The following is a 12539-nucleotide window of genomic DNA, read 5'->3' as shown; positions in this document are numbered from 1 at the left end:
ACAGGGTTGCAGGGAGCTGAGCGGTCAGGGGCCTGCTCGCTCCTGTCCAATCAACAGCGCTTTCGCTTCGGGCGCTCGCCAGTCGCGCGCGCCCGTGAACCGGAGGGCCATCCTGCCGTCCGCCTCCACCAGGAAGGTGTCAGGCAACGTCGAGACCCCGAACCGCCGCTGCACGGCGGGCGATCCGGCCCGCACGACCCCGGGAGGGACCTCGCCCCCGAAGAAGGCGCGCACGACCTCCCAGTTCTCGTCGACGCTCACGGCCACGAGCTGGACCCTCCCGGCTTGCTCCACCTCTCGGCCAAGCTCCAGCAGCAGCGGGAGCTCAGCGCGGCACGGGGCGCACCAGGTGGCCCAGAAATGGAGCAGCACGGGCCGGCCGCGCAGCGCGCCCGGGTGGAGCAAGGTCCCGTCCGGCTGCTCGAAGGCGACGTCCGGCACCGGCTGGGCGCCGCTGAGCTGCTCGTACGCAAAAGGACGACCCGGCCGCTCCGCCTCGCGCCGATGCTCCACGGCCCAGTAGATCCCCGCCGCGAGCGCCTGAACCAGGGCCAGGACGCCCGCAGCAGCGGCGGCCACGCGGAGGCGGGAGCGCGCGCTCATCGCCTACTCCGCAGCGGGCGACAGGGCCGCGCCGGCGCTCGGCGGGCGCTCGGCGGCGTCCGGCTCGCCGGCGGCGTCCGTGCGGAGACGTCCACCGGCCACGCTGTAGAGGACCGGCAGAACGAGCAGCGTGAGCAGCGTGGAGGAGATCACGCCGCCGATCACGACCGTCGCGAGCGGGCGTTGCACCTCGGCGCCGACCCCGGTGTTCAGCGCCATCGGCACGAAGCCCAGCGAAGCGACGAGCGCCGTCATCAGGACCGGGCGCAGGCGCCGCTCCGCCGCGAGCTCGATGGCGGCCCGCACCGGCATCCCGGCCGCGGTGAGCTGCCGGATCGTGGAGACGAGCACCATGTCCCCGAGCACCGCGACGCCCGACAGCGCCACGAACCCGACGCCCGCGGAGATGCTGAACGGCAGGCCGCGGAGCCAGAGCGCGACGACGCCGCCGATCGCGGCGAACGGGACACCCGTGAAGACGCGGACCGCATCGAGGAGCCGCCCGTACGTGAAGTAGAGCAAGAGCAGGATCAGCCCCAGGGCGACGGGCACCACGACGAGCAGGCGTGCCTGTGCCCGCTCGAGGTGCTCGAACTGCCCGCCGAAGCGGACGTAGTAGCCGGGCGGGAGCTCGACCTCCCGATCCAGCCTGGCTCTCGCCTCCTCGACATAGGTGCCCACGTCGCGGCCGCGGACGTTCGCCTGCACCACGATCCGGCGCTTCGCCCACTCGCGGTGGATCGCGGTCGGTCCCTCGGCCGTGCGGATCTTCGCGAGCCGCGCGAGCGGGATGCGCTCCCCGCCGGCCGACGTGACCAGGATGCGGCCGATGGAGGCCGGGTCCTCCCGGTAGCGATCGTCGATGCGCAGCACCACGGGGAAGCGGCGCTCGCCCTCCTGGAGCTGCCCCACCTCCCGCGCGCCGAGCGCCTCGACGACCTCCAGGACATCGGCGGCGGCGATGCCGTGCCGGCCGATGGCGGCGCGGTCGACCTCGATCTCGAGCACGGGCTGGCCTGTGATCTGCTCGGTCACAACGTCCGCGGCGCCGGGGATCTTCTTGAGGGCGGCCTCGATCTCGCGCGCCTTCTGCTTCAGCGTGTCGAAGTCGTCGCCGAACAGCTTCACCCCCAGATCGGCCCGGATCCCCGCCACCATCTCGTTGACCCGCATCTCGATCGGCTGCGTGTAGATGACGCGCATGCCCGGCATCCCCGCGAGCTCCGACTCCATCGCCTGCACGAGCTCGTCCTGCGTCGCGGCGCGCTTCCAGGCCTCCCGCGGCCTGAGCGTGATGAACATGTCGGACAGCTCGAGCCCCATGGGATCCGTCGCCACCTCCGCGGTGCCCGTGCGGGTCCAGACGCGCTCGATCTCGTCCGGGAACCTGTCGAGCAGGACCCGCTCCAGCTGGGTCCCGTAGCGGATCGACTCGCCCGCCGAGACCCCGGAGAGCCGCACGGTGTTGGCGACGAGGGTGCCCTCGCGGAGCCGCGGCACGAACTCGGCGCCGAGCCGCGTCGCCAGGAAGACCGCGTTGCCGAGGAGCAGCGCCGCGCCGGCGAGCACCGCCCAGCGCCACCGCAGCGCGAGCTGCAGCACGGGCCGGTAGGCCCGCTTCAGCAGGCGAACGAGCGCGTTCTCGCGCGCCTTCATGCGGCGCGGCAAGAGGAGGCTCGCGAGCACCGGCATGAGCGTGAGCGACAGGATCATCGAGCCGACGAGCGCGAAGATCACCGTGAGCGCCATCGGCCGGAACAGCTTCCCCTCCGCCCCCTCGAGGGCGAGGATCGGCAGGTAGACGATCATGATGATGAGCTCGCCGAACATCGTCGGCTTGCGGACCTCGAGCGAGGCGTCGCGCACGACGTCCGTCGTGCTCCGGTCGCTCGTGTCCTCCGACAGCCGCCGGACCGAGTTCTCGACCATGATCACCGAGCTGTCGACGACGAGGCCGAAGTCGATCGCGCCGAGGCTCATCAGGCTCCCCGCCACGCCGGCGCGCAGCATCAGATCGAAGGCGAAGAGCATGGACAGCGGGATGGCCGAGGCCACGATGAGCCCGGCGCGGAGGTTACCGAGAAAGGCGAAGAGCACCGCGACGACGAGGAGCGCGCCCTCGAGCAGGTTCCTCTTCACGGTGCCGAGCACCCGGTCGATGAGCTCGGTGCGGTCGTACACGACGGCGACGTCGATCCCTTCCGGGAGGCTCTTCTTGACCTCGGAGAGGCGCGCCTTGAGCCGCGTCGTGACGTCGTGGCTGTTCTCGCCCATCAGCATGAAGCCGAGGCCGAGCACGACCTCCCCCTGGCCATCCGCGGTGACCGCGCCCCGCCGGATCTCGCGCCCCTCGACCACCTGGGCCACGTCGCGCACCCGGATGGGCGCCCCGTCCTTGGCGGCGACCACGATGTCCTCGATGTCGCTCACGCGCGTGGCGATGCCGATGCCCTGGATCAGGCTCGACTCGCCGGCCTGGTCCAGGCTGCCCCCGCCCACGTTGGCGTTGTTGCGCTCCAGCGCTCCGGCCAGGTCGTGGAGCGACAGCCCCCGCGCCGTGAGCTCCGCCGGGTCGACGAGGACCTGGATCTGCCGCTCGTCGCCGCCCCAGGCGTTGACCTCGGCCACGCCGCGCACCGAGCGGAGCTGCGGCGCGATGACCCAGTCGTGGACCGTGCGCAGCTCGCTCAGCGACTTGCCCTTGCCCGTGACCACGTAGTGGAACACCTCGCCGAGCCCCGTGGCGACCGGGCCGAGCTCCGGGCGATCGATGCCTGACGGCAGCGCCACGGTCTGGAGCCGCTCCATGACGACCTGACGGGCCAGGTAGATGTCCGTGTCGTCCTCGAACCGGGCCGTCACCTGCGAGAGGCCGAAGCGCGAGAGCGAGCGGACCTCCTCGAGCCTCGGCAGCCCCGAGATCGCCTGCTCGACGGGCGCCGTGATCTGGCGCTCGATCTCGACGGGGGAGAGGGCAGGGGCGACGGTGTTGATCTGCACCTGCACCGGCGTCGTGTCCGGGAAGGCGTCGATCGGCAGGCGGCGGAAGGCGAGGATGCCCGCGAGCGAGAGGCCGATCGAGGCGAGGATCACGAGCAGCCGGTGGCGGAGCGACCACGTGATGACGGCGTTCAGCATGACCGCGCCTCAGTCCTCGCCGCAGCAGCCGGCGCCGATGCTCTCCTTGAGGGTCTCGGTCTTCAGCAGGAAGCTCCCTTCGGTCGCGACCTCCTCGCCCGGGCGCACGCCCTTCTTCACCTCGACGAGGTCGCCCTCGGTCGCCCCGATCTCGACCCGCCGCGCCTCGAACTGGTCCTCCGCGAGCCGCACGAACACGAGCTTCACCGTCCTCGCGCGCTGCACCGCGGCGCGGGGCACCATGACCGCGGCGCGCGCGGGGGCGAGGATGCGCGCCCGGCCGAACATGTTGGCCCGCAGCGCGCCGCCCGGGTTCTCGAGCGGGACGCGCGCCTTGGCCGTGCGCGTCGCCGGGTCGATGGCCGGCGCCACGTACGTGATCTCCCCTCGGAGCTCGCGCCCCTCGATGCCGTCGACCTCGATGACCACCGGCTGCTTCAGCGAGACGGCCGGGAGGTCGGTCTCGGGGACATCGAGCTCGGCCCACATGCTCGAGACGTCGACCACCTCGAACAGGGTCTCCTCGACGCCGACGAGCCTGCCCACGGTCGCCTTGCGCTGGGTCACGACCCCTGCGAGCGGCGTCGTGAGCGTGTAGCCCCCGCCCCCGCCCGCGCTGGCGCCCACGACGGCCAGGGAGGCCGCGAGCGAGGCGCGCTCGGCGCGGGCGGCGTCGAGCTCCTGCTGCGCGGCGAGGACGCTCTTGCGCGCCGCGAGCCCTTCTTTCTCGAGCTGCTCCTCGCGCTTCAGGTGCTCCTCGGCCACCTTGAGGCGCGAGAGCGCGCCGGCCAGCCGCGAGCGATCGGCCCCCACGTCGGCGCTGTCGATGACGGCGAGCGCCGCGCCCTTCTTGACCGCCGAGCCCACGTCCACGTGCAGCTGCCGGACGACCCCCGGAGAGCGGGCGTTGAGCTCCGCCACCTTGAGCGCGTCGTAGACGATCCTGGCGGTGGCGGGGATGCCTCCGCTGCCCTGTCGCTCGACGGCCTTCGTCGTGAGGATGCCGGCGAGCCGCGCCGTGTCCCTGGTCTTGAGCTTGACCTTCGTCCCGTCGGCCGGCGCTCCGTCGCTCGCCACGTCGGCCGCCGGCTTGCCGCCGCGCTCGGGGTGGCAGATGGGACAGATGGACTCCGGCAATTCGTGCTCTTTGCACCAGTCCCCCTTTGCCTGGAAGACCGGGGCGAGCTTCGGATTGCACTTCGTGCAGAGCGCTTCCAGCACGCCGTGCTCCTTGCACATGGCGCCCTCGACGGCCGGCGCCGGTCTGGGCGTCGCCTCGGCCTTCTCCGGCGCCGCGTTGCCGGTCCCCTTCGCCCCGCACCCCGAAAGAGCGGCGAGGAGCAGTAACCAAACAACGTGAAGGCGGCCGTGCATCTCAGCTCCCCTTCGGCGGTCTGACGATTTTCAGGTCGGGGTTGCACTTGAGGCACTGCGACTCGGGCAGCCCGTGCTCCGCGCACCAGTCGCCCGTGGCCTTGAAGGCCGGCGTCAGATCCGGGTTGCAGCGCGTGCACTGGGACTCGGGCACGCCGTGCTCTCCACACCAGTCCTCGTGGGACCCGGGCTTCACGTCGGCTGGCGCGTGCGCCGCCTGCGTCGGCTCGGGCGCCGCCTTGCCGGCGCTCGGCGCTTCCTTCGAGCACGACGCAGCACCGAGGGCAAAGACGCAGATCACGAGCGGGATGGAACGAATCTTCATGACCCTTTTCTCCTTGTTGTTCGCAACGTCACAGAGCGGACGCGTCTCAGGCATGCCGTCGCTCCCGCGCGCCTGAGCGCGTTGAGGTCGCCGGCGTCCCCGGACGCCCGCCACCTCAACGCGTTGTGGTTGATTCAGGAGCCAGGATCTCGAAATCACCCAGCTTTTTCATGTCGACGTGAGCCAGCTCACGAATTGCCGGCCCGGAACACCGCCCCGCCCGCCCCCGCGGCGACGCGGGGCCCGCGCGTTGCGAGCCCCCGCTCACCCGCCCGCCCTCACTTCGTGGCGAGCTTCGTCAGGTCGAGCATTTCGTCCACGTCCGGCATCACGATCAGGTCGCACCGGCGGTTCTTCTGCTTGCCGGCCGGCGTGGCGTTGTTCGCGATGGGGTCGGTGTCCCCGAACCCGGCCGCGCTCCAGTGCCGCGTCGGCAGCTGGCCTTCCCGCCCGATCAGGAACAGCAGCACGGACCGCGCGCGCATCAGCGACAGCCCCCAGTTGTCGTAGTACGGACCGTTCTTGTACGGCTGGCTGTCCGTGTGCCCGGCGACCTGGTAATCGCGGTCCACCAGCGACTTGTCCCCGCGGATGACGTCCGCGATCTTCTTCAGGATCGCCTGGCCCTCCTTGCTCAGGGTGTCCTTGCCCGAGTCGAACAGGACGTCCCCGGGCAGCGAGATGACCATCCGGTTCCGGCGGACCTGGACCTCCAGGCCGAGCTTTGTCAGCTCCTCGAGCTTCTTCCGGAGCAGGTTGAACCGCGCCTGGATCGCCTCCAGCTGCTTCGCGCGCGCCTTGTACTCCGCCAGGGCCTTCTCGCGGTCCTCGAGCGTCGAGGTCATCTTCGAGATGTCGGCGCCCTGGTCCGCGAGCTGCTTCTCCAGCTCCTCGACGCGCTGCTTCGCCTCGGCGAGCTCCTTCTCGAGCTCCGCCTCCTTCTTCTGGCTCCGGTTCTGGAGGTCGTTGTACTTGGCGAGCTGCGCCTTCCACTCCTGCTCGGAGTGGCCGCAGCCCGCGGCGAACAGCGACGACAGCACGAGAGGTAGCGCGATGAGTGTCCGGTTCATGCTTTCTCCATGGCTCCGTACCGCGGAGCGCGGTGCCGCGGGCCAGAGCCTCGCTCAGACGGGGCGAGAGATCCAGAGGGGAGGACGCCGGGCTCCGCCCGTCCACGCGGCCGTGCGCCGTGGGACAGGAGGGATCAGGGCTTCGGCGGCGGCGGGGCCAGCGGCAGTGGATCCGCAGGCCGCGCTGCCGGCGTCGAGGCGGGCGGCGCTGTCGCCGCCGGCGCCGCCGGATCGCCGGGCGCCTGCAGCGGCTTCTTCACCGAGTGCAGGATGGTGAACTCGACGCGCCGGTTCTTCTGGCGCCCCTTGGCGGTCCTGTTGTCGTCGATCGGCCTGTCCGGCCCGTAGCCCCGCGCCACGAGCTGCTTCGGATCGATGCCCTTGCGCGTGAGGTAGGCGACAACGGCCTCGGCGCGTCGCTGCGACAGCGCGCGGTTCAGGTCCGCCGGCCCCGCGTTGTCCGTGTGGCCCGCGACCTCCACCTTGAAAATTTCCGGGTGGAGCATCAGCGCCGACACAACGGCGTCGAGCACGGCGAAGCTCTGCGCGCCATGGATCTTGTCGTTGTTGAGCGCGAACTCGATCCGCTGGAGGATCTTGATGTCCTCCTCGCCGACCTGCACGAGGCTCGCGCCGCGGTCCGGGCAGCCGTCCAGGTCCTCGACGCCGTTCAGGTTCTCGGGCTGCGTCGGGCACTTGTCCTTCTCGTCCGGGATGCCGTCCCCGTCGGTGTCGGGGAGCTCGTCGGGGCAGCCGTCCTCGTCCTTGAAGCCGTTCTTGACCTCGGGCTGGTCGACGCACTCGTCCTGCGCGTCGAGCACGCCGTCGCGGTCGTTGTCCGGGTCGGGGCAGCCGTCCTCGTCCTCGAACCCGTCGGTGTCCTCGGGCGCGTCGACGCACTTGTCGACCCGATCCGGCACGCCGTCCTCGTCCTTGTCGGGGCAGCCGTAGTGCTCGGGCAGGAGCACGTGGCCCGCCTGATCCGGGCACTTGTCCTGGGCGTCGGGGACCCGATCCTTGTCGCGATCCGCCAGCTCGTCGGGGCAGCCGTCCTTGTCGTCGAGCCCGTTGATGACCTCCGCCTTCGCCGGGCAGCGGTCGCTCTCGTCCGGGATGCCGTCCCCGTCGCCGTCGTCCTCGGGGCAGCCGTCCTCGTCGAAGATCCCGTCCCGGTCCTCGGGCAGGGTCGGGCACTGGTCCGCCGCGTCGCCGATCCCGTCGGCGTCGGCGTCGCCGGGCTCGCGCACGAAGAGGATCCCCGCGATGCCGCGCGCGACGGGCACGCCGATGCCCTCGACGATGCCCGCGCCGCCGCCGACCGTGAACACGAGGCCGAGGTCGCGCGGGGCGATCTGGAGCGCGCCGTCGACCTCGAGCGAGTTCGTCCCGCCGCGCGCCTTGAACTGGGTCGCGCCGTACCCCTCGGCGAGCACGCGGAGCGTCGGGTTGATCTGGTAGCCGAGCGCCCCGCCGTAGCGGAACTCGACAGGGCCGACCTCCGTCGTCGCGATCCGCGCCGTCTCGGGGAGCAGCTTGCCGCGCAGGTTGAGCCCGAACGACAGCGGCCCGGCGCTGCCGTCCACGATGAGGCGCAGCCCCGCGGTCACCGGCGACGAGCTGCCGAGGTAGCTCCCCTCGCTCGTCGCGTGCCCGAGCGGGAAGCTCACGTCGGCCGCCGCGCCGAGCACCAGCGGATCCCGCGGCCCGCCGAAGAACCGCGCTTTGACCTCGAGCGTCGGGTCGCCCGCGCCGAACGCCTTCAGCCCCTCCGCGGGCGCCGCGCCGGTCGCGGCGTCGATGCCCTGGCCGCTCGCGTAGGCGACGGGGAAGCGCAGGCCGGCCTGGAGCCACGGCGCTGGCGTGATCGAGGCCAGCAGGTTCCAGGTCAGCAGGTCCGAGATGACCGGCACCTCCCGCTTGTCCCGCGCGTCCGGCGCGGAGCAGTCGGTCGCCGAGACGCAGCTCTCCACGACGAACGGCTCCCGGGCGTAGTCGAACATCAGGCCGGCCGTGACCCCGAGCGACGCCTCCATCCGGGCGCCCTCGACGCTCAGGTAGTTCTTCGAGCCCGGCGCCGGCTCGAACCGCTGCACCGAGAACTCCCCCTCGCGGGCCGCCTCCTGCGCGCGCGCCACGCTCGAGGCGAGCCCCACCCCAGCGCCCACGATCGACAGCAGACTCAGCGCTCGCAGCGTTCTCATCTATCCCCTTTCACACATCTTCCCGGTCGGTGAGCATCCTGCAGCGCACGGCGCCTTGCAGGACGGACGTGCGCCGGGACAGCGGCGCCCCGCGCGGACGGTGAGGCGAGTACGGCAGCCGAGACGCCCGGCGGCATCCACCGCTGCGGGTGGATCTTCCCGGATCATGCGCGGAATTCCAAGAGGGCTCAAATAAGCGACCGTGCGCGATGGGGCGCGGGGGCCCGCGCGGCGTTCCGGGGTCTGGGTTCCAGAGGTCGGCCCCGAGCGGCGCCTTGACCACACAAGCCGGGCATGAGACATCGGCCCCCGGCCTCCGGGCCACCGAGAGCTCGGAACTTTCAACCTCTTCCTGCGCGCGGGGCGAAAACGCGCGAACGAAACCAAGCAGATGCCCATCTCGTTGCGGTCTCCGGGAACGTCGTGCAGCCCTGGCACCCCTCGCCGTCGCCTCCGGTCGGGCCTCGCGCTCGCGCTCGTGCTGGGCGCGTCCTCCGCGTCCGCCCAGCCGGCGGGCCGGCCGGCCCAGCCGCCGGCGGCCCCAGCGCAGCCGCCTGCCGGCCAGGCGGGCGCTCCTGCTCCGCAGCCCGGCGGCGCGCAGCCCGGCGCGGCACCGGTGCAGCCCGGCGCGGCGCCGGTGCAGCCCGGCGCGGCGCCGGTCGGCGGCAACGACGTGGAGGCGCTCGAGCCCCCGGCGCCGTCGCGCGAGCCGCTGATGCCGCCGGGCGACACGGTCGCCCCCGCCGCGCCGCAGCCGGCCGGCCTGGAGGCCTCGGAAGGACCGGCGGCGGCCACGGCCGCCGAGCAGCCGGAGCGGAAGGCGACCCAGGGGGAGATCGGCGCCCGGCCCAGCGAGGTCTACGCCGAGGACTGGTGGTCCCACGCGCGGCCGACGTTCGAGTTCCACGGCTACTACCGGCTCCGGTGGGAGCTCTTCAACAGCTTCGCCCTCGGCCGCCTCGACGCGCGCGACAAGGCGCTCTGGCCGCAGCCGGCCGACAACTCCTACAACGCGGACCACCCGGTCAACCTCTGCAACCCGAGCGAGACAACGAGCGGCGGCTCGCGCACGTTCGAGCGGTGCACGAACGACACCCAGGCCGGCGCGAACATGCGCTTCCGGCTCAACCCCGAGCTGCACATCAGCGACAACCTGCGGATCCTCTCGCAGGTCGATCTGCTCGACAACGTGGTGCTCGGCTCGACCCCGGAGGGCTACGCGAACCGGCCGGGGGCGAGCGGCGGCTACGAGGTCGTCCGCCGGGGCGGGTACTCGCCGCTCGGGGCCTTCGCCGGCACCCAGTGGGCGCCGAGCGCCGGCATCAACTCACCCAAGGACTCGATCTCCGTCAAGCGGATCTGGGGCGAGTACATGACCCCCGTAGGGCTCCTGCGCTTCGGCCGCATGCCGAACCACTGGGGCCTCGGCATGGTGGCGAACAGCGGCGATGGGCATGACTCCGATTACCAGTCGACCGTCGATCGGCTGATGTTCGTCACGGGGATCAAGAAATACGACCTCTACTTCGCCGGTGCGTGGGACTGGACCAACGAGGGCGCGACGAGCGCCTCCCTCCACGACCTGGAGGGCCAGCCCTACGACCTCGCCCAGGCCGATGACGTCGATCAGTACGTGTTCGTCGCCGTCCGCCGCAAGAACCCGGAGCTCCAGAAGCTCGAGCTCGCCCGCGGCAACACGGTCGTGAACGGCGGCGTCTACTTCGCTTACCGGCAGCAGACCCTGGCGAACGACTACGCCGGCAGCCTCGACGCCAAGACGTCCGCCTCGCTCGGCGCGAGCGCCGACGCCGTCGCGGCTGGGTACCGGCACCGGGGTGCGGAGATGATCCTCCCCGACGTGTGGTTCCAGTTCCTCTACAAGAAGTTCCGCTTCGAGCTCGAGGCGGCGATGATCTACGGATCCCTCGATCTGCGCGGGCAGGATGAGGCCGATTACGCGAACGTCCTCTCCGACAAGGACACCGGCTGGGGCATCCGCCAGTTCGGGATCGCGACCCAGGCCGAGCTCACCGAGATGGAGGGCCGGCTGCGGCTGCATTTCGGCTTCGGCTACGCGACCGGCGACGACGACGTGCCCTCCCTCAAGCCCGTGGCCGAGGGCATGGACCCCCAGAACTCGACCGATCGCACCTACTCGACCTTCCGTTTCCACCCGGATTACCGCGTCGACCAGATCCTGTTCAGGAACATCCTGTCTCGGGTCCAGGGGGCGTATTATTTCCGCCCCGGCGTGGACTGGGACTTCGCTCGTGACAAGAACGGCCAGCGCGCCGGCATCGGCGCCGCGGCCATCTGGAGCCGCGCCTCGGAGTTCGTGCAGGCGCCCGGGAACTCCAGGGATCTCGGCCTCGAGCTGAACGGCCAGCTGTACTTCCAGTCGAAGGACGGGACGCTCAACGACGATCCGGACAAGATGGGCGGCTTCTACACGGCGGTGCAGTACGGCGTGCTGTTCCCGCTCGGCGGCCTCGGCCAGCTCCCGGGGGAGCAGGCTGCCCAGAAGATCGACCTCGAGACCGCACAGACGGTGCGCTGGTATCTCGGTATCCTCTTCTGAGTCGACAAGCCGCCCTGGGCTCATTCGTGGCAGTGTGTCTGGAAATGAGCGCTCGGGGCGGTAAAGCGGTGTGAAGCGACGACGTCGTCGCCCTCGTCACGAGTCCTGCATGAGCCATCGCAGGCCAAAGGAGCCTTGATCTCGCGACCGTCCTGGCCAAGGATAAGACCGTCTGGACGCCAGGCGCGTCGCGAGACTTCCGTGGTTCACCGAGGAGAGCAGGTGGCGAGGGTCGCCGTTCTCCGGAGGGACGTGATGGTTCGTCGTCTCTTCATTGCGATGTTCTTGGCGACTTCGATGGTCCTCGGGTCGACCTCCCTGTCGAGCGCGCAGGACGGCGACACGTCCGCTTTCCGCGACATCGCGGTAGGCAAGGATTACCGGCTGCGGGTCGCGGCGGCGCTGGCGCTCGGCAGGTCGAAGAGCCAGGGCGCGCGGCCCGCCCTGGAGAAGGCGCTCAAGGATCCGCACCCGGCGGTGCGCGCCTCGGCCGCGGCCGCGCTCGGCGCGCTGGGCAACCCCGCGGCGGTGCCGGCGCTCAAGGCGGCGCTCAACCTCGAGCCCGCCGCCGGCCGGAAGCGCCCGATCGAGGCCGCCATCGAGCGGCTCTCGAGGTCGTCGGCGAAGGCGCGCTTCCTGGTCAGCCTGGGCAAGTTCGAGAACCGCTCCGGCGTGAAGGACGCGATGATCGGCTCGCTGCTCAAGCAGCAGACGCGCAACCGCGTGGCGCAGTTCGCCGACATCGAGGTCGTCGCCGACGGCACGGACGTGGCGGCGCAGGGCAAGAGCCGCAAGCTGCCGGCCTTCACGCTGGACGGCTCGGTCACGCAGCTGAACAGGCGCCAGGGGTCCGACGGGATCGGCTTCTCGGCCAGGGTCGAGTACGTGATCCGCGAGATGCCCAGCCAGACGCTGAAGGGCTCGATGACCGGCTCGGCCCAGGCGGTCGCCGAGGCGCGGCGCGCCAGCGGCCGGCGGGAGCTCGCCCAGCTGCAGACCGACGCCGTCGCGGGCGCGATCGAGAGCGCGCTGCAGCGGGCGCCCCTCGCCCTCGAGGCCGCCTCGGGCAGCAGCGTCGTCCCCTCCGGCCGCTGACCCGCGCGCCGCGCCGGCGCCGGCCAGGCCCGCCGGCGCCGCCGGCCGCGATCGTCCGGCGGCGCCGGCGGGCCCGGCCGGCGCGCGCGCGTCCGCAGCGGCCGGGGCCGGCGCATCGAGCGGGCGGAAGCCGCTCTCCGGTCGTGCTAGACCGC

General features: G+C 71.6%; 8 protein-coding genes. 2 read left to right on the top strand and 6 right to left on the bottom strand.

The window, feature by feature from the left end; translation table 11 throughout:
* Window positions 1–24 precede the first annotated feature (24 nt).
* The 6 genes from WMF28_RS25740 to WMF28_RS25715 all read right to left on the bottom strand — a co-directional run bounded on the left by WMF28_RS25740 (window position 25) and on the right by WMF28_RS25715 (window position 8711).
* A complete protein-coding gene (locus tag WMF28_RS25740) occupies window positions 25–603 on the bottom strand; it encodes a TlpA family protein disulfide reductase (RefSeq protein WP_437595964.1) in 579 nt (192 codons plus the stop codon).
* Between the two features lie 3 nt (window positions 604–606).
* The gene (locus WMF28_RS25735; RefSeq protein ID WP_437595963.1) at window positions 607–3741 is read right to left on the bottom strand and encodes an efflux RND transporter permease subunit; all 3135 of its coding nucleotides are present in this window, start codon (window positions 3739–3741) and stop codon (window positions 607–609) included.
* Between the two features lie 9 nt (window positions 3742–3750).
* On the bottom strand, window positions 3751–5115 hold the full coding sequence (locus tag WMF28_RS25730) for an efflux RND transporter periplasmic adaptor subunit (RefSeq protein WP_437595962.1): 1365 nt from the start codon (window positions 5113–5115) through the stop codon (window positions 3751–3753).
* Window position 5116: 1 nt separating this feature from the next.
* Complete coding sequence (locus WMF28_RS25725; RefSeq protein ID WP_437595961.1) at window positions 5117–5440, bottom strand: hypothetical protein; 324 nt, start codon at window positions 5438–5440, stop codon at window positions 5117–5119.
* A 278-nt stretch (window positions 5441–5718) separates the two neighbouring features.
* Window positions 5719–6510, bottom strand: a complete 792-nt coding sequence (locus WMF28_RS25720) for an OmpA family protein (RefSeq protein WP_437595960.1) — start codon at window positions 6508–6510, stop codon at window positions 5719–5721.
* Window positions 6511–6644: 134 nt separating this feature from the next.
* Window positions 6645–8711: an OmpA family protein gene (locus tag WMF28_RS25715; RefSeq protein WP_437595959.1), complete on the bottom strand. Its 2067-nt coding sequence runs from the start codon at window positions 8709–8711 to the stop codon at window positions 6645–6647.
* Window positions 8712–9102: 391 nt separating this feature from the next.
* On the opposite strand from WMF28_RS25715, the gene WMF28_RS25710 reads away from it, so the two are divergent.
* Both WMF28_RS25710 and WMF28_RS25705 read left to right on the top strand, forming a co-directional pair.
* Window positions 9103–11289: a TIGR04551 family protein gene (locus tag WMF28_RS25710; protein ID WP_437595958.1), complete on the top strand. Its 2187-nt coding sequence runs from the start codon at window positions 9103–9105 to the stop codon at window positions 11287–11289.
* A gap of 279 nt (window positions 11290–11568) precedes the next feature.
* On the top strand, window positions 11569–12384 hold the full coding sequence (locus WMF28_RS25705; protein WP_437595957.1) for a HEAT repeat domain-containing protein: 816 nt from the start codon (window positions 11569–11571) through the stop codon (window positions 12382–12384).
* Window positions 12385–12539: the final 155 nt, after the last annotated feature.

Origin of the sequence: Sorangium sp. So ce590, from assembly GCF_051521365.1 — a bacterium.
Lineage (GTDB): Bacteria > Myxococcota_A > Polyangia > Polyangiales > Polyangiaceae > Sorangium.
Note: the sequence above shows the minus strand (reverse complement) of the source record. Positions and strands in the feature narration are given on the sequence as shown.

Bases quoted from the DNA above. Each gene is read 5' to 3' on its own strand.
- WMF28_RS25730 (WP_437595962.1), bottom strand. From the start codon at position 5,115: ATGCACGGCCGCCTTCACGTTGTTTGGTTACTGCTCCTCGCCGCTCTT.
- WMF28_RS25715 (WP_437595959.1), bottom strand. From the start codon at position 8,711: ATGAGAACGCTGCGAGCGCTGAGTCTGCTGTCGATCGTGGGCGCTGGG.
- WMF28_RS25740 (WP_437595964.1), bottom strand. From the start codon at position 603: ATGAGCGCGCGCTCCCGCCTCCGCGTGGCCGCCGCTGCTGCGGGCGTC.
- WMF28_RS25735 (WP_437595963.1), bottom strand. From the start codon at position 3,741: ATGCTGAACGCCGTCATCACGTGGTCGCTCCGCCACCGGCTGCTCGTG.
- WMF28_RS25725 (WP_437595961.1), bottom strand. From the start codon at position 5,440: ATGAAGATTCGTTCCATCCCGCTCGTGATCTGCGTCTTTGCCCTCGGT.
- WMF28_RS25705 (WP_437595957.1), top strand. From the start codon at position 11,569: ATGTTCTTGGCGACTTCGATGGTCCTCGGGTCGACCTCCCTGTCGAGC.
- WMF28_RS25720 (WP_437595960.1), bottom strand. From the start codon at position 6,510: ATGAACCGGACACTCATCGCGCTACCTCTCGTGCTGTCGTCGCTGTTC.
- WMF28_RS25710 (WP_437595958.1), top strand. From the start codon at position 9,103: ATGCCCATCTCGTTGCGGTCTCCGGGAACGTCGTGCAGCCCTGGCACC.